General features: G+C 70.8%; 27 protein-coding genes. 18 read left to right on the plus strand and 9 right to left on the minus strand.

Annotation, left to right across the window (positions count from 1 at the left end; genetic code table 11):
- Positions 1 to 38 precede the first annotated feature (38 nt).
- Both OB08_RS02235 and OB08_RS02240 read right to left on the minus strand, forming a co-directional pair.
- Entirely contained in the window at positions 39 to 641 is a 603-nt protein-coding gene (locus OB08_RS02235; RefSeq protein ID WP_461471657.1) for a response regulator, read from the minus strand.
- Positions 638 to 1,843: a sensor histidine kinase gene (locus tag OB08_RS02240; RefSeq protein WP_461471659.1), complete on the minus strand. Its 1,206-nt coding sequence runs from the start codon at positions 1,841 to 1,843 to the stop codon at positions 638 to 640. The genes OB08_RS02235 and OB08_RS02240 overlap by 4 nt, the downstream gene beginning before the upstream one ends.
- 158 nt (positions 1,844 to 2,001) lie before the next feature.
- On the opposite strand from OB08_RS02240, the gene OB08_RS02245 reads away from it, so the two are divergent.
- The 3 genes from OB08_RS02245 to OB08_RS02255 all read left to right on the plus strand — a co-directional run bounded on the left by OB08_RS02245 (position 2,002) and on the right by OB08_RS02255 (position 4,799).
- Positions 2,002 to 2,559, plus strand: a complete 558-nt coding sequence (locus OB08_RS02245; protein WP_461471661.1) for a small multidrug efflux protein — start codon at positions 2,002 to 2,004, stop codon at positions 2,557 to 2,559.
- Between the two features lie 73 nt (positions 2,560 to 2,632).
- Positions 2,633 to 3,925, plus strand: a complete 1,293-nt coding sequence (locus OB08_RS02250; protein ID WP_461471663.1) for a M20/M25/M40 family metallo-hydrolase — start codon at positions 2,633 to 2,635, stop codon at positions 3,923 to 3,925.
- Positions 3,926 to 3,974: 49 nt separating this feature from the next.
- Complete coding sequence (locus OB08_RS02255) at positions 3,975 to 4,799, plus strand: undecaprenyl-diphosphate phosphatase (RefSeq protein ID WP_461471665.1); 825 nt, start codon at positions 3,975 to 3,977, stop codon at positions 4,797 to 4,799.
- A gap of 39 nt (positions 4,800 to 4,838) precedes the next feature.
- Here OB08_RS02255 and OB08_RS02260 read toward each other — a convergent pair whose 3' ends face one another.
- Positions 4,839 to 5,705, minus strand: a complete 867-nt coding sequence (locus tag OB08_RS02260) for a PAC2 family protein (RefSeq protein ID WP_461471667.1) — start codon at positions 5,703 to 5,705, stop codon at positions 4,839 to 4,841.
- 134 nt (positions 5,706 to 5,839) lie between these two features.
- Here OB08_RS02260 and OB08_RS02265 point away from each other — a divergent pair, with 134 nt between their 5' ends.
- From OB08_RS02265 to lnt, 9 genes are all read left to right on the plus strand, one after another.
- Entirely contained in the window at positions 5,840 to 6,523 is a 684-nt protein-coding gene (locus OB08_RS02265; protein ID WP_461471669.1) for an HAD family hydrolase, read from the plus strand.
- Positions 6,520 to 7,548, plus strand: a complete 1,029-nt coding sequence (locus OB08_RS02270) for a tRNA (adenine-N1)-methyltransferase (RefSeq protein WP_461471671.1) — start codon at positions 6,520 to 6,522, stop codon at positions 7,546 to 7,548. The genes OB08_RS02265 and OB08_RS02270 overlap by 4 nt, the downstream gene beginning before the upstream one ends.
- A 9-nt stretch (positions 7,549 to 7,557) precedes the next feature.
- Positions 7,558 to 8,493 (plus strand): FKBP-type peptidyl-prolyl cis-trans isomerase, encoded by a 936-nt coding sequence (locus OB08_RS02275; RefSeq protein ID WP_461471673.1) that lies wholly within the window; start codon positions 7,558 to 7,560, stop codon positions 8,491 to 8,493.
- Positions 8,494 to 8,549: 56 nt separating this feature from the next.
- Complete coding sequence (locus tag OB08_RS02280) at positions 8,550 to 9,545, plus strand: helix-turn-helix transcriptional regulator (protein ID WP_461471675.1); 996 nt, start codon at positions 8,550 to 8,552, stop codon at positions 9,543 to 9,545.
- The gene (locus OB08_RS02285) at positions 9,545 to 10,504 is read left to right on the plus strand and encodes a helix-turn-helix transcriptional regulator (protein WP_461471677.1); all 960 of its coding nucleotides are present in this window, start codon (positions 9,545 to 9,547) and stop codon (positions 10,502 to 10,504) included. The genes OB08_RS02280 and OB08_RS02285 overlap by 1 nt, the downstream gene beginning before the upstream one ends.
- A gap of 86 nt (positions 10,505 to 10,590) precedes the next feature.
- A complete protein-coding gene (tatA, locus tag OB08_RS02290) occupies positions 10,591 to 10,848 on the plus strand; it encodes a Sec-independent protein translocase subunit TatA (protein WP_461471679.1) in 258 nt (85 codons plus the stop codon).
- Between the two features lie 66 nt (positions 10,849 to 10,914).
- The gene (gene tatC, locus OB08_RS02295) at positions 10,915 to 11,676 is read left to right on the plus strand and encodes a twin-arginine translocase subunit TatC (RefSeq protein WP_461471681.1); all 762 of its coding nucleotides are present in this window, start codon (positions 10,915 to 10,917) and stop codon (positions 11,674 to 11,676) included.
- Entirely contained in the window at positions 11,673 to 14,186 is a 2,514-nt protein-coding gene (locus OB08_RS02300) for a DEAD/DEAH box helicase (protein WP_461471683.1), read from the plus strand. The genes tatC and OB08_RS02300 overlap by 4 nt, the downstream gene beginning before the upstream one ends.
- A 37-nt stretch (positions 14,187 to 14,223) precedes the next feature.
- A complete protein-coding gene (lnt, locus tag OB08_RS02305) occupies positions 14,224 to 15,804 on the plus strand; it encodes an apolipoprotein N-acyltransferase (RefSeq protein ID WP_461471685.1) in 1,581 nt (526 codons plus the stop codon).
- A gap of 3 nt (positions 15,805 to 15,807) precedes the next feature.
- On the opposite strand, the gene OB08_RS02310 is transcribed toward lnt, so the two are convergent.
- The 4 genes from OB08_RS02310 to OB08_RS02325 all read right to left on the minus strand — a co-directional run bounded on the left by OB08_RS02310 (position 15,808) and on the right by OB08_RS02325 (position 18,535).
- Entirely contained in the window at positions 15,808 to 16,191 is a 384-nt protein-coding gene (locus tag OB08_RS02310; protein WP_461471687.1) for an RNA polymerase-binding protein RbpA, read from the minus strand.
- 138 nt (positions 16,192 to 16,329) lie between these two features.
- Positions 16,330 to 17,106 (minus strand): glycerophosphodiester phosphodiesterase family protein, encoded by a 777-nt coding sequence (locus OB08_RS02315; protein ID WP_461471689.1) that lies wholly within the window; start codon positions 17,104 to 17,106, stop codon positions 16,330 to 16,332.
- Positions 17,103 to 18,050, minus strand: coding sequence for an SPFH domain-containing protein (locus OB08_RS02320; RefSeq protein WP_461471691.1), 948 nt, complete (start codon positions 18,048 to 18,050; stop codon positions 17,103 to 17,105). The genes OB08_RS02315 and OB08_RS02320 overlap by 4 nt, the downstream gene beginning before the upstream one ends.
- Positions 18,047 to 18,535 carry an NfeD family protein gene (locus OB08_RS02325; RefSeq protein WP_461471693.1) on the minus strand — a complete coding sequence of 163 codons (489 nt, stop codon included), beginning with the start codon at positions 18,533 to 18,535 and terminating at the stop codon, positions 18,047 to 18,049. Before OB08_RS02325 ends, OB08_RS02320 begins: the two co-directional genes overlap by 4 nt.
- Positions 18,536 to 18,580: 45 nt before the next feature.
- Between OB08_RS02325 and OB08_RS02330 the strand changes: the two genes are divergently transcribed.
- Positions 18,581 to 19,354 (plus strand): SDR family oxidoreductase, encoded by a 774-nt coding sequence (locus tag OB08_RS02330; RefSeq protein ID WP_461471695.1) that lies wholly within the window; start codon positions 18,581 to 18,583, stop codon positions 19,352 to 19,354.
- 3 nt (positions 19,355 to 19,357) lie between these two features.
- Positions 19,358 to 21,346 carry a S9 family peptidase gene (locus OB08_RS02335; RefSeq protein ID WP_461471697.1) on the plus strand — a complete coding sequence of 663 codons (1,989 nt, stop codon included), beginning with the start codon at positions 19,358 to 19,360 and terminating at the stop codon, positions 21,344 to 21,346.
- Between the two features lie 62 nt (positions 21,347 to 21,408).
- Here the strand turns inward: OB08_RS02335 and OB08_RS02340 are convergent, their stop codons facing one another.
- A complete protein-coding gene (locus tag OB08_RS02340) occupies positions 21,409 to 21,966 on the minus strand; it encodes an HdeD family acid-resistance protein (protein WP_461471699.1) in 558 nt (185 codons plus the stop codon).
- A 190-nt stretch (positions 21,967 to 22,156) separates the two neighbouring features.
- Here OB08_RS02340 and OB08_RS02345 point away from each other — a divergent pair, with 190 nt between their 5' ends.
- The 3 genes from OB08_RS02345 to OB08_RS02355 are packed head-to-tail and all read left to right on the plus strand — an operon-like array spanning position 22,157 to position 23,741.
- Positions 22,157 to 22,750: a sulfite oxidase-like oxidoreductase gene (locus OB08_RS02345; protein WP_461471700.1), complete on the plus strand. Its 594-nt coding sequence runs from the start codon at positions 22,157 to 22,159 to the stop codon at positions 22,748 to 22,750.
- Positions 22,747 to 23,472 carry an FAD-binding oxidoreductase gene (locus tag OB08_RS02350; protein ID WP_461471766.1) on the plus strand — a complete coding sequence of 242 codons (726 nt, stop codon included), beginning with the start codon at positions 22,747 to 22,749 and terminating at the stop codon, positions 23,470 to 23,472. The genes OB08_RS02345 and OB08_RS02350 overlap by 4 nt, the downstream gene beginning before the upstream one ends.
- A complete protein-coding gene (locus OB08_RS02355) occupies positions 23,472 to 23,741 on the plus strand; it encodes a DUF6510 family protein (protein ID WP_461471702.1) in 270 nt (89 codons plus the stop codon). The genes OB08_RS02350 and OB08_RS02355 overlap by 1 nt, the downstream gene beginning before the upstream one ends.
- 15 nt (positions 23,742 to 23,756) lie before the next feature.
- On the opposite strand, the gene OB08_RS02360 is transcribed toward OB08_RS02355, so the two are convergent.
- Positions 23,757 to 24,677 (minus strand): AEC family transporter, encoded by a 921-nt coding sequence (locus OB08_RS02360; RefSeq protein ID WP_461471704.1) that lies wholly within the window; start codon positions 24,675 to 24,677, stop codon positions 23,757 to 23,759.
- A 104-nt stretch (positions 24,678 to 24,781) separates the two neighbouring features.
- Here OB08_RS02360 and OB08_RS02365 point away from each other — a divergent pair, with 104 nt between their 5' ends.
- Positions 24,782 to 25,525: a phosphotransferase gene (locus tag OB08_RS02365; protein WP_461471706.1), complete on the plus strand. Its 744-nt coding sequence runs from the start codon at positions 24,782 to 24,784 to the stop codon at positions 25,523 to 25,525.

The raw sequence follows: 25,525 nt of genomic DNA on the forward strand, positions 1-25,525 counted from the left end.
CCCCGGAAGGGGGCCTTCTTTCGTCGTTCTGCGGCCCGTCAGATCCAGCCGCGCTCCTCGGCCAGCAGCACGGCCTGCTGTCGCGTCGAGACGTGCAGTTTGGTGAGGATCGCCGAGACGTGGTTGCGCACGGTGCCCGGCGCGAGAGACAGGGTGCGGGCGATCTGGCCCGTCGTCTCGCCGCGGCGACCCGCGCGCAGCACGTCCAGCTCGCGGCCGCTCAGCGGGGGGCGCTCGTCGCTGAGCGCGTCCGCCGCGACCTCGGGGTCGACGTAGCGCGCGCCGCCGGCGACGCGACGGATGACGCCCGCCACCTCGTCGGCGCCGCGCGACTTCGGCAGGAAGCCGGAGACCCCCGCCGCGAGCGCACGACGCAGCACGCCCGGACGCGCGTGCCTCGTCACGACGATGCAGCGGGTGGAGATCGAGCGCGTGAGGCGCGCGGCGACCTCGACGCCGTCGAGGCCGGGCATCTCGAGGTCGAGCAGACACACGTCCGGCTTGATCCGCAGCGCCTCCGCGATCGCCTCCTCGCCGTCGGCGCATTCCGCCACGACGTCGATATCGGGCTCGAGGCGGAGAAGCGCGGACAGCGCGGAACGGATCATCGCCTCGTCGTCGGCGAGCAGCACCCGGATCATCGCGCGGCGTCCGCGCCCGGCGGCAGCCGCACCTCGACGGCGAACTCGCCGCCCTCGTGCGAGACGGTGAGGGTGCCGCCGGCGTCGTCGACACGGCGGACGATGCCGGCGAGGCCCGCGCCGTCGGGATCGCGCACGGCCTCGGGCGCATCGTTCGCGATGCGGTACGTCCACCCGCCCGGGTACCCGTCCAGGCCGAGGCGCGCCCACCCGCCGCCCCCGTGGCGCAGCACGTTGGTGGTCGTCTCGCGGATGATCGGCCCGAGCACCGCGGCCGGCGCGTCCGCGGCCCCCTCGCCGACCGAGGCCGTCACCGCCAGCCCCGCGGCGCTCAGCAGGTCGGCGGCGTTCGCGATCTCGTCCGCGAGCGGGACGGAGCGGAAGCGCGTGGCCAGGTCGCGCGTGCCCTGCCGCGCCTGGTCCACGCTGCCCCGGGCCGCGCGCAGCTGCTCGAGCGCGGCATTCGGATCCGTCGCCATCAGGCGCTCGGCGAGCTCGAGCTGCAGGGCGATCACCTGCAGGTGGTGACCCTGCAGATCGTGCACGTCCGTGGCCACCCGCAGCCGCTCCTGGGTCGCGGCGAGCCGCGCCTCGGAGGCGCGGGCGCGATCGATCCGGATCAGCACGTCCCACCACCACAGCGAGACCACGCTCATGGCCGGCAGCGAGACGCTGAAGAAGCCGACGAGCCACCAGTTGACCCCGGGCGCCGCCGCGAACGCCGACCGGGTGTCGATGAAGCAGAACGCGCCCAGCAGCAGGGTGGCGACGACGACCATGCGCAGCCGCACGCCGGCGGGCCAGTTGAGGAGCATCGCCGACTGGATGAGCGGGAGGACGCCCATGAGCCAGACCCCCGTGACCGATCCGGCCACGAGGCCGTATGCCGCTGCCACGACGAGGGGAGCGAGCAGGCGCGGCCACCGGGCCCACAGTGGCTCGACGGCGCGGTGCCGGTAGAAGAGCAGCAGCGGGACCGTCGACGCGATCCACACGAGTCCGCCGCCGAAGACGACCGCGAGCGTCGCGGGGGACCTCTCCGCCTCGACGAGCGCCGCGACCCACGTCAGCACGAGCACGAGCTCGAGGAAGACCACGGCGGTCGCGGTGTACCACCACGTCGCCGTGACGCCGCGGGTGAGGCGGTGCGGGGCCGGATCCGCTGTCATCGGGCGCTCCGCGCGCACGTCGGGGCGGCTCATGGGTCCCACGATAGGCCCATGACAAATGTCATGGCCGGAGCGTGACGGACGCCCGGAGATCGGTGACACCGCGGCACTTCCGCCGTGCCCGGGCATCGGCTGGACTGGGATCGCGTCGAGATCCGACGTCGGCGACGCCGCTTCGCGAAAGCCCCCTCATGAACCTCATCGACACCTTCCAGGACCTCGTCGCCCGGGTACCCGAGTTCCTCCAGCCCCTCATCGTCGCCCTCGCGGGCGCGATCCCCTTCGTCGAGGGAGAGGGGGCGGCCGCGATCGGCATCATCGGCGGTCTCAACCCCGTGCTCGCGGCGGCCGCCGGCATCGTCGGCAACTTCGTGTGCGTCCTCGTCCTCGTGCTGCTGACCGCGCGGACGCGCTCCGCGGTCGTGACCCGCCACCGCTCGCGCCGCGCCGGCGCTGTGGGAGGCGGCGACGACGTCGGCGCCGCCGCCGCCGCCGCGCCGACCGCCGTGGCCGACGGCGACCGGGGCGCGGCACGTCGCGCGAAGTTCCAGCGCGCGTTCGAGCGCTACGGCGTTCCGGGCGTCAGCCTGCTGGGGCCCCTCCTGCTGCCGACCCAGTTCACGGCGACCATGCTCGCCGGCGCGGGAGTCGGCGTGGGCCGCATCCTCGTGTGGCAGGCCGCGGCGATCGTCGGCTGGACCACCCTCGTCACCCTCGTGATCACCGGCGTCCTCTCCGTCGCCCACTGAGCACTCCCGCCTCCGCCGGCCCTCCCGGCTCCCGCGCAGGCGGCGAGCGGGAGGGCCGGGTAGGTTGGAGCGCATGCTCGAAGCCGATCTGCCCGAAGTCGCCGCCGTCGCGCGGGACCTCATCCGCTTCGACACCACGAATCACGGCGGCGGCCTCGCCGCCGGCGAGCGCGAGGCGGCGGAGTACGTCGGCGCCTATCTCGAGAGCCTCGGGCTGGCGCCCGAGTTCTACGAGCCCATCCCGCGCCGCACGAATGTGATGGCGCGCGTGCCCGGCCGCGATCGATCCAAGCCCGCGCTCGTGCTCCACGGCCACCTCGACGTCGTGCCGGCCATCGCCGAGGACTGGAGCGTCGACCCCTTCGAGGGCGTCGTGCGCGACGGGATGCTGTGGGGCCGCGGCGCCGTCGACATGAAGGACATGGACGCCATGATCCTCACGTCGGTCGGTGACATCCTCCGCTCGGGCGAGCAGCCTGAGCGCGACCTCGTCCTGGCGTTCTTCGCCGACGAGGAGAACGGCGGCGTCGAGGGGTCCGCGCTCGTCGTGCACAACAGGCCCGCGTGGTTCGACGGCGCGACCGAGGCGATCAGCGAGGTCGGCGGCTATTCGATCGCCGTCGGCGACCGGCGCGCCTACCTGCTCCAGGTGGGGGAGAAGGCGCTCGTCTGGATCAAGCTCGTCGCGCGCGGGCGCGCGGCGCACGGCTCGAGCTTCCACGGCGACAATGCGGTGACGAAGCTGGCGGCCGCCGTCGCCGCTCTCGGGCGCACCGAGTGGCCCGTGGTGCTCACCGACACGACCCGCGAGATGGCGGAGCGGCTCGGGGCGCTGACCGGTGGTGAGGGCGACCCCGACACGATCGCCGCGGCGACGGGCGCGGCATCCGGATTCCTGCGCTCGACACTGCGCACGACCACCAACCCGACCGGCCTCACCGCGGGGTACAAGCACAACGTCATCCCCGACCGCGCCGAGGCCCTGATCGACGTGCGCGTCCTGCCGGGCACCGAGGACGCCGCCCTCTCCGACATCCGCCGCATCGTCGGCGAAGACGTGACCGTCGAGGTCGTCCATCAGGACATCGGCCTCGAAGTGCCGTTCTCCGGCGACCTGGTCGACGCGATGGTGTCGGCGCTGGGCCGCCACGACCCGGGCGTGCCGGTCATCCCGTACCTCATGGGAGGCGGCACCGACAACAAGGCGCTCGCCTCCCTCGGCATCGCCGGCTACGGCTTCGCACCGCTGCGACTGCCCGCCGGCCTCGACTTCACCGGCATGTTTCACGGCGTGGACGAGCGCGTGCCGATCGACGCCCTGGTGTTCGGCCAGCGCGTCCTCACCGACCTTCTCCGCACGTACTGAACAGACCAGCGGATGCCTCGCCCCCGGGTATCCGCAGTGAAAGGCGCCCATGCTCCTCGAGGCGATCATCCTGGGCTTCGTCCAGGGACTGACCGAGTTCCTCCCCGTGTCCTCCAGCGCCCATCTGCGCATCCTGGGCGAGTTCCTGCCGTCCGCCGAAGACCCCGGCGCCGCCTTCACCGCGATCACCCAGATCGGCACCGAGGCCGCGGTGGTCCTGTTCTTCTGGCGCGACATCGTGCGGATCATCGGGCACTGGTTCCGCTCGCTCGTCGGCAAGCTGCCGAGGAACGACCCCGACGCCAAGATGGGCTGGCTGATCATCGTGGGCAGCATCCCGATCGTGGTGCTGGGCCTGCTCTTCCAGGACCAGATCGAGACGACCTTCCGCTCGCTGTGGCTCGTCGCGGGCATGCTCATCTTCTTCGGCGTCCTGCTCGGCATCGCCGATCACGTCGGGGCGAAGAAGCGCAAGCTGCAGGATCTCACCGTCGGCCACGGCGTGATCTACGGGTTCGCGCAGTCGCTCGCCCTCATCCCCGGCGTCTCGCGCTCGGGCGGCACGATCACCGCGGGCCTGTTCATGGGCTACGAGCGCGCCGCCGCCGCGCGCTACGCCTTCCTGCTCGCGATCCCCGCGGTCTTCGGCAGCGGCTTCTACCAGCTCTTCAAGAGCTGGAACGAGCCGGGCGTGTTCACCCTCGGTGAGACGGCGGTCGCCACGGTGGTCGCGTTCTTCGTCGCGCTCGGCGTGATCGCGTTCTTCATGAACTGGATCTCCAAGCACAGCTTCCTGCCGTTCGTCGTCTACCGCGTCGCGGTGGGCTCCGTGCTGCTCGTGCTGCTGAGCATGGGCGTCATCCAGGCGTACTGAGCGCGACCCGCTGCTGCGACGGGCCGCTGCTGCGATGAGTCAGCGGCGCGGGTCGTCGCGGCCGGGCTTCGTCGGCCCGTCGCCGCCGCGGCGCAGGTAGCGCTCGAACTCCTGGGCGATCGCGTCGCCGGAAGCCTCGGGGGAGTCCCACGTGTCACGCGTCCGCTCGAGCTGCCGGATGTACTCCGTCATCTCCTCGTCGTCGGCCGCCGCCGCGTCGATCGACGCCTCCCATGCCGCCGCCTCGGTGGCGAGGTCGCCCCGCGGAACGGTCGCGCCGGTGAGGTCCTCGAGCCGGTCGAGCAGGGCCAGCGTCGCCTTCGGAGACGGCGTGTGCCCGGCGACGTAGTGCGGCACGCTCGCCCACAGGCTCGCCGACGGGATGCCTGCGGCATCGGCGGCGTGGCTCAGCACGCTCAGGATCCCGACCGGTCCTTCGTAGGTGCTGCGCTCGAGCTCGAGGGCCGTGCGCAGCGCGTCATTGTCGCTGCCCGCGAAGACGGAGATCGGACGCGTGTGCGGGACATCCGACATCATCGAGCCGATCGACAGGAAGCCGGTGATGTCCTCCCGCAGGGCGATGTCGATGAACTCCGACGCGAACGCCTGCCACGCGCGCGCCGGTTCGACTCCCGTGAGAAGCCACAGCTGAGTACCGCCCCGCGTCGTGCGCGTGGGGCGCAGGAGGGATGCCTCGGGCCACCGGAGCACGCGCTTGCCGTCGCCGTCGGTCGCGATCTGCGGACGGGTGTACTGGTAGTCGAAGTACAGCTCGGGGTCGACCGAGAACACCGTCTCGTACGTCCCGCCCTCGCGCAGCTGCGTGACGGCGGACGACGCGGCCTCGCCGGCGTCGTTCCACCCGTCGAACGCGGCGACGAGCACTCGGCGTCCCAGTCCGTCCACGAGACCTCCTCCACCCGCCGTGCGGGTTCCCTCCAGGATAGGCCCGGCGCGCCCGCTCGGGTCGAGGCCGCCGCGCGCGCCATCGAGGCCGTCGTCCGGCGGGGGACGCCCGGGCCGGTCGGTAACATGGAGCGGTGAGCGCCCCACCCTTGTCCGCGGTCCTGTGGGACATGGACGGCACCCTCGTCGACACCGAGCCGTACTGGATGGCGGCCGAGACGCCGCTCGTCGAGAGCTTCGGCGGCACCTGGTCGCATGAGCAGGCCCTCGGTCTCGTGGGCCTCGGGCTGGAGGACTCGGCCCGCATCTTCCAGCACGCGGGCGTCCGCATGGGCGTCCATGACATCATCGACCACCTCACCGACGACGTGATGCGCCGGCTGTCCGAGACCGGGGTGCCCTTCCGTCCCGGCGCGCGCGAGCTGCTGGCGAGCCTCCGCGCCGCCGGCATCAAGACCGGACTCGTGACGATGTCGATGCGGCGCATGGCGCAGACCGTCGTCGACCTCATCGACTTCGAGGCGTTCGACGTCGTGATCGCCGGCGACGACTCGACGCGCCCCAAGCCCTTCCCCGATCCGTACCTGCAGGCCTGCGCGGCCCTCGGCGTGACGCCCGCCGAGGTCGTCGCGATCGAGGATTCGCCCAACGGCCTGCGGTCGGCTGTCGCGTCCGGCGCCGCGACCATCGGTGTGCCGCTCATGGTGTCGATCGACGGGGCAGGCGCTCACGCCGTGTGGCGCACGCTCGAAGGTCGCACCGCCGAAGACGTCGCGTCGTTCCACGCCGAGCATCGCGCCAAGGAGGCCGCCAAGTGACCGAACGACCCAGCGGGCCCTTCCGGATCGGCGACCGCGTGCAGCTCACCGGCCCCAAGGGCCGCCTGCACACCACGACGCTCCGCGAGGGAGGCGAGCTCCACACCCATCACGGCGTGCTCAAGCACTCGCAGCTCGTCGGTCAGCCCGACGGCTCGGTCGTCGCGAACAGCGGGGGCCACGAGTACCTCGCCCTCCGGCCGCTCCTGCGCGACTTCGTGATGTCCATGCCGCGCGGCGCGGCGATCGTCTACCCCAAGGACGCCGCCCAGATCATCGCCGAGGCCGACATCTTCCCCGGTGCGGTGGTCGTCGAGGCGGGCGTCGGCTCCGGCGCGCTCTCGCTGTGGCTGCTGCGCGCCATGGGACCGGAGGGCCGGCTCGTGTCGTTCGAGCGCCGGCCCGAGTTCGCCGACGTCGCGAAGGCGAACGTCGAGACCTACCTCGGTGAGGCGCCCGCCAACTGGGATGTGGTCGTCGGGGACCTGGTCGAGTCGCTTCCCGACGCGGTGGCTCCGGCATCCGTCGACCGTGTCGTGCTCGACATGCTGGCGCCCTGGGAGTGCATCGACGTCGTCGCCGACGCGTTGACGCCCGGCGGCGTCGTGCTCTGCTACATCGCCACGGCGACCCAGCTCAGCCGTGTCGCCGAGTTCATCCGCAACACAGGTCTGTTCACCGACCCCGAGGCGAGCGAGACGATGGTGCGCGGATGGCACGTCGAGGGTCTCGCCGTGCGCCCCGACCACCGCATGGTCGCTCATACCGGCTTCCTGCTGTGGGCGCGCCGCCTCGCGCCGGGCGCGATCCCGCCCGAGGTCAAGCGTCGCGCCTCCAAGTCGAGCTACGGCGACGAGGATGTCGAGCTGTGGACGCCAGGCGCCGTGGGCGACCGTCAGATCACCGACAAGAACCTCCGCAAGCGCGTGCGCGAGGCGCAGCGCGCGGCCGAGGGCGCGCGTCTGGCGGCGGGCGCCGCGGCCGATCCCGCCGACGGGACGGGCGACGACTCGCCTTCCGCCTAGACTGTTCCGGTGCGCAAGATCCCCGCTGCCCTCGCGATCCTCGGACTCGCGACCGTCGGCCTGGCCGGCTGCTCGCTCCCCGGTTCCTCCGACTGCACCCCGCCCGCGTCCGACGCCGAGCTGCTCGACGTCGCGGCGGTGTCCGGACCCGTCGAGGAGGCGCCCGAGGTCGAGCTCTACACCCCGTATCACGCGACCGAGGGCTCGTCCGCGACCGTCGAGCAGGGCGACGAGGGCACCGCGATCACGCGGGACGACCAGCAGGTGGTGATCGACTTCACGCTCCTCTCGGGCGAGACCGGTGAGACCCTCGTCGCGACGCCGTACTCGGGCGATCTGACGAACGTCCTCGGCATGGAGCAGATCACCCAGACCTTCCCGACGTGGAGCGATGCGCTCCAGTGCGCCTCCGCCGGCTCACGTGTCGTGGTGTCCATGGCCCCCGGCGACATCGAGGCCGAGGCGGCCGCGAGCATCGGGCTGGCCGAGGACGAGTCCGCCGTGGCCGTCGTCGACGTGCGCAAGGTGTACCTCGGGGCGGCCGACGGCGCCAACCAGTTCAACAGCGGCACCGGCCTGCCCACCGTCGTCCGCACGCCCGACGGGCAGCCCGGACTCATCATCCCGTCCGGCACCGCCCCGACCGACGTGGTCGTCCAGACCCTCAAGAAGGGCGACGGCGAGGTCGTGACGGGCGACGTGCCCGTCCGCGTGCACGTGCTCGGCGTCTCGTGGGACGACCAGGAGATCGTCAAGAACACGTGGGACGCGCAGCCCGAGCCGATCGCGATCGCCGGCGATCCCGTCCTCAGCGAGGCGCTCGTCGGGCAGACGGTCGGCTCGCAGGTCATGGTCGTCGTGCCCGCCGAAGCCGGCGGAACCGAGCAGGCGACCGTGTTCGTCTTCGACATCCTGGGTCTCGACCCGGCGTCGCCGCAGCAGTAGGAATCCCGTCGCCCCCGGCCGCCGCGCGGCCAGGGGCGCGACCCTAGGATGAGGGGGTGCCCGTGAACGTCCCCGCGAAGTCCCCACCCGAGGAGAGGCTCGTCAACCTCGTCGTCGCGCTGATGGCGACCGATCAGGGCCTCACCAAGGACACGATCCTGACGTCGGTGGCCGGCTACCGCGAGCAGAGCGAGTCGGGCGCGTCGAAGGATGCGCTCGAGAAGATGTTCGAGCGCGACAAGGAGAGCCTGCGCGGGCTCGGCGTGCCGATCGAGACCATCGGCGACTGGGCCGATCCGGACGACCTCCGCGAGGCGCGCTACCGCGTGCCGACGGCCGAGTACGCGCTCCCCGAAGACATCGAGTTCACGCCGGCCGAGCTGGCGCTGCTGAACCTCGCCGGCGGCGTCTGGAGCGAGAGCTCGATGTCCGACGATGCGCGCAGCGGCCTGCGAAAGATCCGTGCGCTGGGAATCCCGGTCGATGAGCCGATCATCGGCTACTCGCCGCGCATCAGCATGCGAGACCCCTCGTTCCCCGCCTTCCAGCAGGCCATCGAGCAGAGCCGCGTCGTGACGTTCCCCTACCTCAAGCCCGGAGAGTCGGCTCCTCGCCAGCGCCGGGTCCAGCCTCTCGCGCTCGTCGAGTACGAGGCGCGGTGGCACGTGTTCGGCTACGACCTCGACATGGAGGCCGACCGGACCTTTCTCCTCGTGCGCATCGTGGGCCCGGTCACGCCGACGCGTGCGACGTTCGATCCCGCGCTGCGCGAGGGCGCAGGGGAGCGGGCGCTCCGCGGCCTCGAAGAGCTCGCCGCGCGAAGCTCGGCCCTGCTCGAGGTCAACCCGGGTACCGAGGCCGCGCTGCGCCTGGCTCGCCGCGCGAAGCCCGCCGAGCAGGGCATCCGCGTGCCGTACGTCGACGTCCGCATCTTCGCCGAGGAGCTCGCCTCCTATGGGCCCGAGGTGCGCGTGGTCGAGCCGGCGGAGCTCCGAGATCAGGTGATCGAGCGGCTCGTCGCGGCCCGCGATGCGAACGGAGCGGCCACGTGATGGTGCACCGGCCCCTCGTGGCGACGGACCGCGCCGCGCTCATGCTGCAGCTCGTGCCGTATCTCATCGGCAAGGGCGAGGTCTCGGTGGCCGAGGCCGCCGACGAGTTCGACGTCAGTCCCGAGCAGATGCGCTCGATGGTCGAGAAGCTCACCGTGATCGGGCTGCCCGGCGACGGGGGCTACTGGCAGATGGCGAACGACCTGTTCGACATCGACTGGGACCTGCTGGACCAGCGCGACCTCATCGTCATCACCAACTCGGTCGGGCTCGAGCGCTCCCCGAAGCTGACCGCGCGCGAGGCGGCCGCCCTCCTCGCGGGGCTGCAGCTCGCCCGCACGATCCCCGGGGTCGGCGACACCGACCTCTTCGCCGGACTCCTCGCCAAGCTCGCGCGCGGCGCGTCCAGCACCCCGGCCGAGGTGATCGTCGCCCCCGGTCCGGTCGACACCGTCCGCGACGCGGTGGCCGGCGCACTGCGCGAGGGTGTCGCGGTCTCCTTCACCTACAAGGCTCCGGACGCCGCGCCCACGACCCGCACGGTCGACCCCGTCAAGGTGCACATCGCCGACGGGCAGTGGTACCTCCAGGGCTGGTGCCACCTGCGGGAGGCGATGCGCACCTTCCACCTCGACCGCGTGAGCGACCTCGAGGCGACCGACATCCCGATCACCCATGCCGGCGAGCCGGCCGGAGGCTGGTTCGAGTCGGGCGAAGGGGAGGTCGTCGCGCGCATCCGCTTCGCCGAGCCCGTCGGGCGGCTCCTCGGCGACTACCTGGATCGGGCCACCCTCGAGACCACCGACGGCGTCACCGTCGCGACCATGCGCGTCGCCGACGAGTTCAGCCTGCGCCGCCTCGCGGCGCGCCGGGGAGGCGCGGTCGAGATCCTCGAGCCCAGCAGCGCGCGGCGGGCGGCCGCCGAGTGGGCCGAGGCCGGGCTCAGCCAGTATCGATGACGACTCGGCGAACACTTTGCCCTCGCGACACCTGCGCGTCGCCCACCGGGTTACACTGAATCCGGACCCGCCGAAAGGAATTCGACATGCTGCAAGGCCTCACGGGGTGGCACTTCCTGATCATCCTCGCTGTGATCCTGCTGCTGTTCGGCGCGGCGAAGCTGCCGGCGCTGGCCAAGAGCATGGGTCAGTCCGCACGCGTCTTCAAGGGTGAGATGAAGGCCATGAAGGACGACGACACCTCCAAGACCGACGGGGCGCCCGCCGGAACGGCCGCGTCGGTGGAGGCGCCGACGACAGAGGTGCGCTCGGACGCCGGCGGAACCGCCGAATCCAAGCCCTGACCCGCTGTGGCAACAGCGGGACCACCGCGCGTCGGAGGATCCGAGCCCGCGCGGCGTGAGAAGCGCATGTCGCTCGGCCAGCACCTGGTCGAGCTTCGCAAGCGGCTGATGTGGGCGGCCCTCGCCCTGGTCGTGGGCATGATCGTGGCCTTCTTCATCACCGATCCGGTGATCCACCTCATCACCGAGCCCATCCGCGTCGTCGCGGAGCAGCAGGGTGAAGAGGGCAAGGTCGAGTTCATGTACCAGACCATCACCGGCCCCTTCGACATGCGCCTGCGCATCTCGTTCGCGATCGGCATCCTCATCTCGGCGCCGATCTGGATCTGGCAGATCTGGGCGTTCATCATGCCGGGGCTCACGCGCAAGGAGATCCGCTACACCGTGGGCTTCATGACCGCGGCGATCCCGCTGTTCTTCGCCGGCTGCTACGTCGGCCTGCTGATCATGCCGCACGTCGTCGAGCTGATGGCGACCTTCGTGCCCGAGGGTGGGGCGCAGTTCTACGACGCGCTGTTCTACTACGACTTCGTGTTCAAGCTGCTCGTCGTGGTGGGCGTCTCGTTCATCCTCCCGGTGTTCCTCGTCGCGATGAACCTCGCCGGCGTCATGTCGGGCCGCGCCATCCTGCGCGGCTGGCGTGTCGCGGTGCTCATCTCGGTGATCTTCGCGGCCCTCGCCACGCCGGCGGCCGACGTGGTGAGCATGCTGATGCTTGCGGGAATCCTCGTCGTCCTGTTCTTCGCCGCCGCCGGGCTGTCGATGCTCTTCGACCGCCGCAAGGCGAAGCGCCAGGCGCAGTACCTCCCGCCCGAGGCCGCGGTATGACCGACCCCGGTCCGTCCGAGCGGTTCGCCCGAGCGCAGGCGTCCGCCGCACTCGACCGGAGTCATCCGATCACGGCAGCGTTCGCGGCATCCCAGCGGTTCACTCTCGACGATTTCCAGATCGCCGGCTGCCGCGCTCTGGAAGAGGGCCGGAGCGTCCTGGTGGCCGCTCCGACCGGCGCGGGCAAGACGATCGTGGGCGAGTTCGCCGTCCATCTCGCGATGCGCGAGCCCGCCGTGGGCGGGCATGGTGACAAGGCGTTCTACACCACGCCGATCAAGGCGCTCTCGAATCAGAAGTTCCGCGAGCTGCAGGACGTCTACGGGCCGGACGAGGTGGGACTGCTCACCGGCGACACCAACATCAACGGCAGCGCGCGCATCGTCGTCATGACGACCGAGGTGCTCCGCAACATGCTCTACGCCGACTCGCCGGCGCTCCGGGGCCTGCGCTACGTGGTCATGGACGAGGTGCACTACCTGGCAGACCGGTTCCGCGGGGCGGTGTGGGAGGAGATCATCATCCACCTGCCGCCGAGCGTGAAGCTCGTGTCGCTGTCGGCCACGGTCTCCAACGCCGAGGAGTTCGGCGACTGGCTCGACACGGTCCGCGGCGACACCGAGGTGATCGTCTCCGAGACCCGCCCGGTGCCGCTCGAGCAGCACGTCCTCGTGCGCGGCGACCTCCTCCCGCTCTTCGACGACCGCGCCGGTATCGCGACCGCTCAGGTGAACCAGGAGCTCATGCGCATCCGGTCGTTCAAGGGGCAGAACTACGAGAGCAACCGCCGCGTGCAGTCGGCGAACAGCGCCCGGCACGCCGGGTACGAGGCATCCCGTCGCCGTCCGAACCGCGGGGGCAAGCGCCCGGTGAGGTCCGCGAACGTGCAGCGCATCGAGCGCCTCGACCGCCCGGACGTCGTCGAGCTGCTCGCTCGCGCGAATCTGCTCCCGGCGATCTTCTTCATCTTCAGCCGCGTGGGCTGCGACGCCGCCGTGCAGCAGGTGCGACGCTCCGGGGTGCGCCTCACCTCGCAGGAGGAGCGGGCCGAAATCCGCGCGGTGGTCGAGGAGCGCACGCGCAGCCTGCACGACGAAGACCTCGCGGTGCTCGGCTACTGGGAGTGGCTCGACAACCTCGAGCGCGGTGTCGCCTCCCATCACGCGGGCCTCCTGCCGGCCTTCAAGGAGGTCGTGGAGGAGCTCTTCCAGCGCAAGCTCGTGAAGGTGGTCTTCGCCACCGAGACGCTCGCCCTCGGCATCAACATGCCCGCTCGCACGGTCGTGCTCGAGAAGCTCGAGAAGTTCAACGGCGAGGCGCGCGTCGCCATCACGTCGGGCGAGTACACCCAGCTCACCGGCCGGGCGGGCCGGCGCGGCATCGACGTCGAAGGCCACGCGGTGATCCAGTGGACCGAGGGGCTCGATCCGCAGGCGGTCGCCGCTCTCGCCTCACGCCGCACATATCCGCTCAACTCCAGCTTCCGCCCGACATACAACATGGCGGTCAACCTCATCGACCAGTTCGGTCGCGCCCGGGCCCGCGAGATCCTCGAGTCGTCCTTCGCGCAGTTCCAGGCCGACCGCGCCGTCGTCGGCCTCGCGCGCCAGGTGCGCGAGCAGGAGCAGTCGCTCACCGGGTACGAGAAGGCGATGACGTGCCACCTCGGCGACTTCGCCGAGTACTCCGAGATCCGTCGCGATCTCAGCGACCTCGAGAAGCTGAACCGGAAGGATGCCGGAGCCTCCCGCTCGACGCGCGACAAGCGTCAGCGCGAGATCGGCGGGCTGCGACGCCGGATGCAGCGGCACCCGTGCCACCAGTGCCCGGACCGCGAGAACCACGCGCGCTGGGCGGAGCGTTACTGGAAGCTCAAGCGCACGATCGACAAGATGCGCCAGCAGATCCAGACCCGCACGGGCACAGTGGCGCGCATCTTCGACCGCGTCGTCGACGTGCTGGGCGAGCTCGAGTACGTGCGGGTCGAAGACGACGGCACGACTGCGCTGACCCCGTCAGGCCGGACCATGCGGCGCATCTACGGCGAGCGCGACCTGCTCGTCGCCGAGTCGCTGCGTCGCGGCCTGTGGAAGGACCTCGACGCCCCGGCTCTCGCGGCGCTCGCATGCTGCCTGGTCTACGAGCCCCGGCGCGAGGAGAGCGGACCGGGGGAGCGCGGGCTGCCGCGGGGCGCCTTCCGCACCGCATTCGCCGACACCCTCGATCTGTGGCAGCGACTGGACGACCTCGAACGCGAGCATCACCTGCCCGGCTCCGAGCCGGTCGCGGCGGGTCTCGCGCAGGCAATGCACTCGTGGGCGCGCGGAGCCATGCTCGATCGCGTGCTCGGTGAGGCCGACATGGCGGCCGGTGACTTCGTGCGCTGGTCGAAGCAGACCATCGACCTGCTCGACCAGCTGTCGATCGTCGCTGATGCCCCGCTCGCGTCGACGGCGCGCAAGGCGCTCGAGTCGGTGCGCCGCGGGATCGTCGCCTACTCCGGCGTCTGACAGCGCCCGCTCAGTTCCCGCCGCTTAGGGTGAACTCGTGCCTCTCGCCGCCGCGCCGCGTCCGCTCCTGCCCCTCTGGGCCGCCGTGCTCGCCTCGATCGCGGGCGGCGTCGTGCTCGACCTCGCCTACCCGTCCGTCGGCTGGTGGCCGCTGGCGTTCGTCGGCGTCGGCCTGTCGCTGGTGGCGCTCATCGGGCGCTCCGTATGGGGCGCGCTCCTCGTCGGCTTCGTGTTCGGGGCCACCTTCTACCTCATCCACATCATGTGGATCACGCGCTACCTCGGGCTCGTGCCGTGGTTCGCCCTCGCCGGCATCGAGACCGTGTTCATGGCGGTCGGCTCGATCCCGATCGCGCTGGCCTATCGATGGCTGCCGCGACGCTTCCCCTCGCTCTGGGCCTCGCTCGTCGCCCTGCCCCTCTTGGTCGCCGGCGTGTGGACGGCGCGCGAGCTGTTCATGGGCTCGTGGCCGTACACCGGCTTCCCGTGGGCGCGCATCGGCATGAGCCAGTCCGAGAGCCCGCTCGCCCACGTCGCCTCGTGGGTGGGCGTCGCGGGGCTCTCGTTCCTCATCGTGGCCTTCACCGCCGCGGCCATCGAGTGGGGTCGCGTCGCGCGCTTCCGCGACGTGCGCACCGCGATCCCCGCGCTCGGGCTCGCGGCGCTGCTGCTGCTCGTCCCCGCGTTCCCGACGACACCCGCCGGCAGCCTGCGCGTCGGCAGCGCGCAGGGCAACGGTCCCTCGGGCTACTTCGACCCACGCCAGCGCAACGAGGTGCTGGACGCGCAGCTCGAGGCATCCGCTCCGCTCTTCGACGAGGATCTCGACGTGCTGCTCTGGCCGGAGGGCGGGATCGACTCCGATCCGCTCGCGAACGAGGACACCGCGCGCACCCTGGACGCGCTGTCACGGCGCATCGACGCGCCGCTCATCGTCAACGCCGCCACGACGCGCGGCGAGGACACCTTCAACACCTCGATGCTGTGGGTGGCGGGTGAGGGCGCCGTGCAGATCCACGACAAGACCAACCCGGTGCCGATGGGGGAGTACGTCCCCGATCGCTGGTTCTACGAGGCGCTCGCCCCTGATCTCATCGGCCTCATCCAGCGCGAGTACACGCCGGGGACGAACGCCCCCTTCTTCGACCTGGACGGCATCGGCGTCGGCCTCGCGATCTGCTTCGACGTCATCTACGACGAGGTCATCTGGAGCGGCGCGCGCGACGGCGCGCAGGTGTACATGTTCCAGACGAACAACGCCGACTTCCGCGACACCGACGAGAACCTCCAGCAGCTCGCGTTCGCACGCATGCGCGCCGTCGAGACCGGGCGCTCGGTCGTCAACCTCTCCACTGTCGGCACGAGCCAGGTGATCGCACCCGACGGCACGACGATCGACGGACTGCCCGCGGGCGAGGCCGGGCATATGCTCACCGAGGTCCCCCTGCGTGCGGGCCTGACCCCTGCCGTGCTCATCGGCTCGTGGGTGCAGCTCCTGCTCGGGTGGGGAAGCCTGGCGGCGCTCGTCGCCCTCGGTGTCGCTGTCGCCGTCAGCGGCCGCAGAGACGCGAAGACGCCGGCCCCCGAAGGGACCGGCGTCGCGCAGGCTGCTGACTGAGCGTCAGGCGCTGATCTTGTCGAGGGTGACGTCCTCGCCGGCGCCGCGGCGGGCGCGGACGTAGGCGAGACGCTCCTCGAGGAGCTCTTCGAGCTCGGGAAGGGTCCGACGCTCCAGGAGCATGTCCCAGTGCGAACGCGGGGTCTTGTCGCCCGAGTGGTCGACGGTCGCGGTGCCCTCGCCGACGCGCAGGAGCGCCTCCGCACCACAGGTGCGGCACTCCCACGCCGGGGGGACCTCGGCGTCGGCCGCGAAAGTCAGGTTCGTGTCTCGTCCGCAGGACGTACACGTATAGATGTGCTGTGCACGCTCATGGAACACGACGCCCTCTTCGCTCTGTAGGCTCTGGGCGCCGAGTCGGATGCCGCGCAAGCTGCGGTCTGCCATTTTGTGGTCCTCTCGTCGCTGTACAGGTATAACGAAGCGACCTGGGGGGATCATCCGAAAGGGGCTTGCGCATACCCCTTTCACAGTGGATGCACAGCGGGGGCGCCCGCGGTCTCGATCGGGACAGGGACGGATGCCTCAGCCCAGCACGCGCAGGGCCAGATCCGCCCGGTCGGTGACGATGCCGTCGACCCCGGAATCGACGAGCCGCCGCATGTCGGACGCATCGTTCACGGTCCACACGTGGACCTCGACGTCGTGGCGATGGGCCGCGCGAATGAGCCGCGGGGAGACGATGCGAAGGCGCCCGCGGCGCTCGGGCACCTGCAGCGCGTCGACGCCGGCCAGGGCGCGCCGGACGAGCCGGTCGGACCGCGCGGCGAGCGCGGCGAGGAGACGTCCGATCGTCCCGGAGCCGGCGGAGGTCGCGGGACGGATGCCTCGCCGTGCAGCGTCGGCCGCGGCCAGCGCCGCGCGGCGACGCTCGTCCGAGAAGCTCGTGAGCAGGACGCGCGCTCCGTGCGGTGCGACCAGGCGGCCGACGGGAACGGCTGCGGCCGCCGCCTTGACGTCGAGGTTGAACCGCAGCGTGGGGAACGCGTCCAGCGCCTGCGCGAGGGTGATGAGGCCCCCGCGCCCGGACATCAGCTCGGCCAGTTCCGAGGCGGAGACACCCGCGACCGGCCGGGGATCGCCCGTCACGCGTGACAGGTCGTCGTCGTGGAACAGCACCACCACGCCGTCGGAGGTGAGGTGGCAGTCGGACTCGACGTACTCCGCGCCCGCGGAGTGAGCGGCTGCCACCGCGGCGAACGAGTTCTCCTCGACGCCGTGCGCAGCGTCGTCAGCGGTCACGAGACCACGGTGCGCGAGGACGCGCGGCGTCTGCGCGCCCTCGAACCAGGGGTGGGTCACGGAGCGGGAGGCTCGACGCCCTGACGCGGCTTCGGCGCACCGTCGGCCGAGGCGCCCAGGAAGGCGCCGCTGAGCCCCTTCAGCGCTTCGGTGAACTCGCTCGGGATGATCCAGAGCTTGCTCGACGCGCTGTCGGCGATCTTGGGCAGGGTCTGGAGGTACTGATAGGCCAAGAGCTTGTCGTCGGGGTTTCCGACGTGGATGGCGTCGAACACCGTCTGAATCGCCTCGGCCTCGCCCTGCGCGCGCAGGACGGCGGCCTGCTTGTCGCCCTCGGCCTTGAGGATCTCGGCCTGGCGCTGCCCCTCCGCCGTGAGGATGGCGGACTGCTTGGTCCCCTCGGCGGTGAGGATGAGCGCGCGACGGTCGCGCTCCGCGCGCATCTGCTTCTCCATGGAGTCCTGGATGCTGTGCGGCGGGTCGATGGCCTTCAGCTCGACGCGCCCGACGCGGATGCCCCATTTTCCGGTGGCCTCGTCGAGCACGAGTCGCAGCTGCCCGTTGATGTTGTCGCGGCTGGTGAGCGCCTCTTCGAGGTTCAGTCCGCCGACCACGTTGCGGAGGGTGGTGGTCGTCAGCTGCTCCACCGCGCCGAGGTAGTTGGCGATCTCGTAAGTGGCTGCGCGCGCGTCGGTGACCTGGAAATAGACGACGGTGTCGATCGACACCACCAGGTTGTCCTCGGTGATGACCGGCTGGGGCGGGAACGACACCACCTGCTCGCGCATGTCGATGAGCGGGCGCAGGCGGTCGATGAACGGGACGAGCAGGTTGAGACCCGGCGTGAGCGTCTTGTGGTAGCGGCCGAGGCGCTCCACGATCCCCGCGTTGGCCTGGGGGATGATCCGGATGGACCGGACGATCACGACCAGGACGAAGATGAAGACGGCGATCGCGAGAAGCCACGCGATCGCGGTGGGTATCAGTGCGTCGATGTCGTTCATGCGCGGGGATCCTCCAGGGATGGTGCGGGCGGTTCGTCGGAGCGCACGACGGCGGTCGCGCCGTCGATGCGGCTGACGTGGATGGGAGTTCCGGGCTCGAGCTCGCCGCTCTCGGTGCGCGCCGTCCACACGTCGCCGTTGACCAGCTTGACCTGCCCGCCGTGGTTGCTGACGGTCGACAGCACGCGACCCCGCAGGTCGATGAGCGCATCGACATTCGACTTCGTCGGGTCTTCGCCGCGACGCAGCCGGCGCAGCAGCGGCGGCCGCAGGAACAGCACCAGGACGGCCGCCACGACGCCGGCGACGATGACCTGCAGCCAGATGGGGGCGCCGAGGAGATCGGACGCGAGGCCGGCGACGCCGCCGATGCTCAGCATGAGGAAGGTGAAATCGAGGGTGAGCATCTCGATGACGAGGAAGACGAGGATGAGCACCAGCCATCCGATCCACGCCCATTGCTCGATGGTCTGGATGAGCTCCACGATGTGCCTCCTTGTCCCTCGAACCTAGCAGGTAGGGTCGAGGGCGTGACTGAGACATCCACCACGCTCCCCGCCGGCTCGCTGAGCGGCAAGACGGCCCTCGTGACCGGCTCCTCGCGGGGGATCGGCGCCGACACGGCGCGCTATCTGGCAGAAGCCGGGGCGAACGTCGTCATCAACTACCGCAACAAGGCGCCGCGCGCAGAGAAGCTCGCGACGGAGCTGCGCGGGCTCGGTGTCGAGGTGCTCGTCGTGGGCGCCGACCTGACGGACGCGGAGTCGGTGCAGGCGATGTTCGACGAGGTCTCGCGCGCGTTCGGCGGGCTCGACATCCTCGTGCTGAACGCCTCAGGCGGCATGGAGTCCGGCATGGCCGAGGACTACGCCCTGCAGCTCAACCGCGACGCGCAGGTGCGCGTGCTCGAGACCGCCCTGCCCCTGCTCGGCGAGGGCTCCCGCGTCGTCTTCGTCACGAGCCACCAGGCCCACTTCATCCGCACCACGCCGACGATGCCCGAGTACGAGCCGGTGGCGCTGTCCAAGCGGGCGGGCGAGGACGCCCTCCGCGAGCGCATCCCCGCCCTCGCCGAGAAGGGCGTCGAGTTCGTCGTCGTGTCCGGCGACATGATCGAGGGCACGATCACCGCGACCCTGCTCGAGCGGGCCAACCCCGGCGCGATCGCGGCCCGTCGCGACGATGCCGGCAAGCTCTACAACGTGTCGGAGTTCGCCGCCGAGGTCGCGTCCGCCGCACTCGACCCGGTGCCCGCCGACAACACCCGCCTGGTCGGCGACACGAGCTCCTTCGCGGGAGAGTGACGCGTGCGCGCACTCGACATCGAGAAGCTCATCTCGGTCGGTCGTCCTGCCATCGCGCCCGACGGCTCGTTCGCGGTGTTCGCGTCGTCGCGTCCTGACCTCGTGGCCAACCGTGCGGTGGGCCAGCTGTGGCGCGTCGAGCTTCCCGACGGAACGCCCCGCCGCCTCACGCGCGGCACGGCCGACTCCGGGCCCCGGCTGTCGCCGGACGGAACGGTCGTCGCCTTCGTCCGGGCCGACGGCAAGGGCAAGGCGCAGGTATGGGTCGTCGCAGCCGCGGGCGGTGAACCCGTGCAGGCGACCGACTCGGCGCTCGGCGTCGACGGCTTCGCCTGGTCTCCGGACGGGCGCACGCTCGCGTTCGTCGCCCGCGTGCCCGAGAAGGGTCGCTACGGCAGCGTCGAGGGGCTGGACGCCTCGGCCGAGGCGCCGCGCCGGATCACCGGCATCCGCTGGCATGCGAACGGACTCGGGTATCTCGCAGACCGGCCCGCGCATGTCTTCGTCATCGCTGCGCCGTCCACCGAGTCCGAGCCGTTCTACGAGCCCGCCGCCGCCGTGCAGCCCGAGGGTGAGACGCCTCCGAAGAAGCGCGTCGTGGCGGCGGAGGCGCGGCAGCTGACCGAGGGCGCTGCCTCACACGCCGGTCTGGTCTTCACGGCCGACGGCGCCGAGGTGCTCACCACGGTCGACGAGATCGAGGGGGAGCGGCGCGACCTGCGCACGCGCGTCGTCGCGATCGCCGTCGACGGCTCGGGGATCCGGGAGGTGATCGGCGTCGACGCGGGGCTGTCGCTGTACGGTCTCGACGTTGCCCCCGACGGCGCGATCGCCCTCCTCGCCCACGAGGTCGGCGACCAGGGCGTGGACTTCATCGCGCCGGGCGTCGGACTCTGGCTGCTCGAGGCCGAGGGGCCTCGCCGTCTCACCGACGCCGAGACCATCGACCTCGGCGAGGTCGGCAGTCACATCACCCCGGTCGGCGGCGACTTCCTCGTGCAGGACCGCACCCGCGGCCGGGTGCGGCTGCTCCGTGTCACGCGGGGCGGCGACGTGACCGAGGTGCTGGGCGGAGACGTCGAAGTGACCGGCCACGATGCGGCAGGCGACCGGATCGTCGCGGCGATCGCGCGCCCGGATTCCTACGGCGAGCTGGTGCTCATCGAGGAGGGGGACGCGCGCACCCTCACCGCCTTCGGGGTCGGGGCTGCGGCATCCGGAATCGCCGCTCCGCGGGAACTGACGGTGGACGGACGCGACGGCTACCCGGTGCACGGGTGGGTGGCGACGCCCGAGGGCGAGGGCCCCTTCCCCGTGATCCTGCAGATCCACGGCGGACCCTACGCGTCGTACGGCGTCCACCTGTTCGACGAGACCCAGGTGCTCGTCGACGCGGGCTACGCCGTCGTCTACTCCAACCCGCGCGGATCGGCCGGCTACGGTCGCGCGCACGGGCGCAGCATCCGTCAGCAGATGGGCACGCTGGACTTCGCCGACGTGATCGATTTCCTCGAGGGAGCCGTGGCTTCCGACCCGCGCCTCGACGGCGACCGCGTCGGCGTCATGGGCGGATCGTACGGCGGCTACCTGACGGCGTGGGTCATCGCGCACGACCACCGCTTCGCGGGTGCGATCGTCGAGCGCGGCTTCCTCGACCCGACGAGTTTCCAGGGCACGAGCGACATCGGCACGTTCTTCGGCGACGAGTACGTCGGCGTCTCGGCCGACGACATCGCGCGGCAGAGCCCGATGGCCGTGGTCGACCAGGTGACCACGCCGACGCTCGTGATGCACTCCGAGCTCGACTTCCGCTGTCCGCTCGAGCAGGCGACGCGCTACTACGCGGCGCTCAAGCGCCACGGCGTGGACGCCGAGATGCTCGTGTTCCCCGGCGAGAACCACGAGCTGACCCGCTCCGGGCAGCCGCGCCACCGTCTCGAGCGCTTCGACGCGGTGCTCGACTGGTGGGCCCGCCGCCTGCCGGTCCGCTGATCTCAGCGCACGAGGAAGGCCCCCGGAGTGCTCTCCGGGGGCCTTCCTCGTGCGTCAGTGACTCAGAGGTCCTTCTTGCCGAAGGTGAATGCACGGACGACGTTGATGATGCCGAGCACGATGAGCGCGATGCCCATCAGCCACCACAGCCACGCGATGTAGAGCGGCGAGAACAGCAGCACGATACCGGCGACGATGCTGATGATCGCGAAGAAGATCGACCACCCCTTCGACGCGGCGTCGCCGAGCGTCGAGAGCGCCACGATGCCTTCGACGATCCACATGATGCCGACGAGGATGCCGACGAAGACGGCGAGCCATGCGGTGGTCTGTCCGAGGTTCAACAGGGCCACGACACCGGCGATGATGAACAGCACTCCGAGGGCGATGTGGCCGAGACGCGCCCAGCCGCCCTTGTTCTTCGAGAAGATCCCGAGTCCGGCGTAGACCAGGCCGGCGGCGATCGCGTAGATGGCGATGATCGCCGTGACGACCATGGCGGTCTTGCCGGGCCACGCGAGGATCAGGATGCCGACGATGACGGCGAGCACGCCGCCGACGCCGAGCGCGGTGCGGATTCCGTTGACGGCCGACTTCTCGGCCGCGGATTCTGTGGACATGCGAGGTGCCCTTTCTGAGAGTTTGCTGTTAACGAGCGGCCCAAGCCTAGACCCGAACTCGAAGTTCGCGGGAATGAACATCGTGTGTCGCGACACTGTCGCGCACCCGTGATCCGCTCGTGACCCTCGCGCCGAAGCGAGCGACGGCGCTACGGTGAGCGTGCGCAGCAGTCGGAGCATGGAGGCGAACATGGCGGTCTTCTCGAGAGGGTTCGGCGCCCGGCGCCGGGAGAGCAACCCGGATCTGCCGCCGGGGCAGTACCTCACCGACGACTTCCCCGTGCTCTCCGCCGGGCCGACGCCGCGCATCGAGGCAGACGATTGGTCCTTCACCGTGGTCGAGGACGCGCAGGGCCTGGCGCGGTGGACCTGGGACGAGTTCCTGGCGCTCCCGGCGGAGGACGTCACAACGGACATCCACTGCGTGACGCGGTGGTCGAAGCTCGGCACCTCATGGCGCGGCGTCTCCGTCGACACGATCCTCGAGGCCGTCGACACCGAGGCGACGCACGTCATGGCGCACTCGTTCGGCGGGTACACGACCAACATCCCGCTCGACGAGCTGGTGGACGGCAGGGCCTGGGTCGCCTACGAGTTCGAGGGCGAGCCGCTGGATCCCGAACACGGTGGTCCGGCACGTCTCCTCGTGCCCCACCTGTACTTCTGGAAGAGCGCCAAGTGGGTCAAGGGTCTCGAGCTCATGGACGGCGACGCACCGGGGTTCTGGGAGCAGAACGGCTACAACATGCATGGCGACCCCTGGACCGAGGAACGCTATTGGTGACGGTGGGCGGCTGGCGGCCGGCGAGAGTGGCGTCCGTCGAGGCGGCCACGCCGAGCGCACGCGTGCTGCATCTCACCGTGGAGGACTGGCCGGGAAGCGACGCCGGCCAGCACGTCGACATCCGACTCACCGCCGAGGACGGCTATCAGGCGGAGCGCTCGTACTCTCTCGGATCGTATGGCTCCGGCTCGAGCATCGAGCTCGCCGTCGACGAGATCCCCGAGGGCGAGGTGTCACCGTATCTCGTCCGCGACGTGCTGCCCGGCGATGAGCTAGAGGTGAAGGGTCCGCTGGGCGGGTACTTCGTGTGGCGCCCCGGGGGAGCGGGACCGGTGCAGCTCATCGCAGGAGGATCGGGGATCGTCCCGCTCATGGCCATGGCCCGCGCGGCCCGGGACGCGTCGGCCGCAGCATCCTTCCGACTTCTCTATTCGGTGCGAAGACCGGTAGACGCGATATATCGCGACGAGCTCACTGCAGGGGCGGGCGATGGGGGAGTGGAGGTCTCGTGGGCCTACACGCGCGAGGCGCCGCCGGGTTGGGAAGGGCGGCTCGGACGCCTCGACGACACGGCCATCGCTGCCGCGGTCTGGCCGGTGGAGGCCGAGCCGACGGTGTTCGTCTGCGGGCCGACGGGGTTCGTCGAGCACGTCGCCGACACGCTCGTGCGTCTCGGACATCCGCCGGCGCGGATCAGGACCGAGCGATTCGGAGGAGCATGATGCGTGCGGAGATCTCGGCCTCGACGGTCGACGGCAACGCCCTTGCGGGACTTCTCTCGGGACTGTGGGAAGGCGACGTCACCGCCATGGTCGGCGTATGCGGCGGCTGCGGGTCGGCGGCGCCGCTCGCGGAGACCGTCGTCGAGATCGATGAGGCGGCCGCCATCGTGCGGTGCCGGTCGTGCACGCACACGTTGTTCACGGTGCTGCGCGACGTCTCGAGTGTGCGCCTCGTCATCGGGAGGCTGCGCGAGCTCGGCCGCGCATGACGCGTCGCGCGGAGCTCAGCCGAGCAGCAGCGTGACCGCGATCAGCACGGGCAGGCAGCCGACTGTCGTCAGGAACACGGTGTCGCGCGCGATCGTCTCGCCGACGCCGTAGCGCTGCGAGTAGTTGAACACGTTCTGCGCGGTCGGCAGCGCGGCGAGCACGACGACGATGAGCACGTCGTGCGGGCTGAGGCCGAAGACGAACTCGGCGACCGCCCACGCGATGAGCGGCATCGCGATCAGCTTGAGCGCCGCGGCGAGGACGATGTCGCGGCGCCGGCCCGAGGGGGAGAGGACGCGTTGACCGACGAGCGACATGCCGTAGCTGATGAGAAGCACGGGCACGCATGCGTTCGCGACGAGGACGGCGGGCTCGAGGACGATCGGCGGCAGCTCGATGCCGCTCACCGACACCAGGGTGCCGAGCACCGAGCCGAGCACGATCGGATTCGTCACGGTGCGCACGATCGAACGCCACAGCGTCGCACGGCCGAAGGTGACGGCATCCAGAATCGCCATCGTGATCGGCGTGAACACGAGCAGCTGCAGCAGGATCACCGGAGCGGGATAGGCCGCGCTGCCCAGCAGATACAGCGAGAGCGGGATGCCGATGTTGTTGGAGTTCACCTGACCGGCGCTCAGCGCGCCGATCACCGTCTCGCCGTTGGAGCGCCGCCACACGAGCTTCGCGATCAGCGTGAACGCCGCCATGATCGCGACGGCGGCGATCGCCGAGACCGGCAGGAGCGCCGAGAACAGCGTGCGCACGTCGGCCTGCGCGAGCACGACGAACAGCAGGAAGGGGGAGAGGACGAAGAACGTCAGCCGCGCGAGCACGGGGCGGCCGTGCTCGCCGAGCAGGTCGATGCGCCCGATGATCCAGCCCACGAAGATCGCGACGCCCACCACGACGAACCCGGTGAGCGAATCCAGCATGCTCCGAGCCTACGGACGCCTGCGCGCGGCCGTGAACCGGATGACGGAACGGGGGAGGACCGGGTCGCTCGGTAGCGTGTGGTCATGACTGAGCTGATCACGTGATGGCCGGAGACGACGAGCAGCCTCTGGCGGGCGGGAACATGGACCCGGTCGTCCGTGTGGGCGACACCGTCCGGCGTGCCACGGGGCCCTGGACCGCCGCGGTGCACACGCTGCTTCGTGTGCTCCGGGATGCGGGCATCGCCGGCACCCCGCAGCCCGTGGGGTTCGACGATCGGGGCCGCGAGATCCTGACGTACCTCGACGGCGGAGTGCTGGCGGATTCCCCGCCCCAGGTGCATTGGTCGGAAAGCGTTCTCTCGGCGGCGGGCTCGCTGCTGCGCCGGATACACGATGCGAGCGTGCCCCTCGTCGATGACAGGTCGCTGGTGTGGCGGGCAGCGCGCCACGAGTCGGCGGAGGTGGTGTGCCACAACGACTTCGCGACCTACAACCTCATCGTGCGCGAGGGTGTGCTCGCCGGCGTCATCGACTTCGACTTCGCGTCGCCAGGCCCGCGCGTATGGGACCTCGCGTACCTGGCGTACCGGATCGTGCCGTTCGCAGAGGACGCGCCGAGTGCGGATGGACTCGATCGTGCGGAGCGACTTCGCGAGCTGATCCGCGCATACGGCGTCGCGTTCGAGCCGCAGGACGTGCGCGCGGTCGCCGCCGAGCGACTACGCGAGCTCGCGGCGTTCACGCGCGAGCGCGCGCAGGAGACGGGTCGGGTCGACTTCCTGGAGCATGCGGCGATGTATGAGCGGGATGCCGCGGCCCTCCGTGCTGCGAGCAGAAGCCGATAA

It is taken from the genome of Microbacterium sp. HJ5, assembly GCF_054824025.1.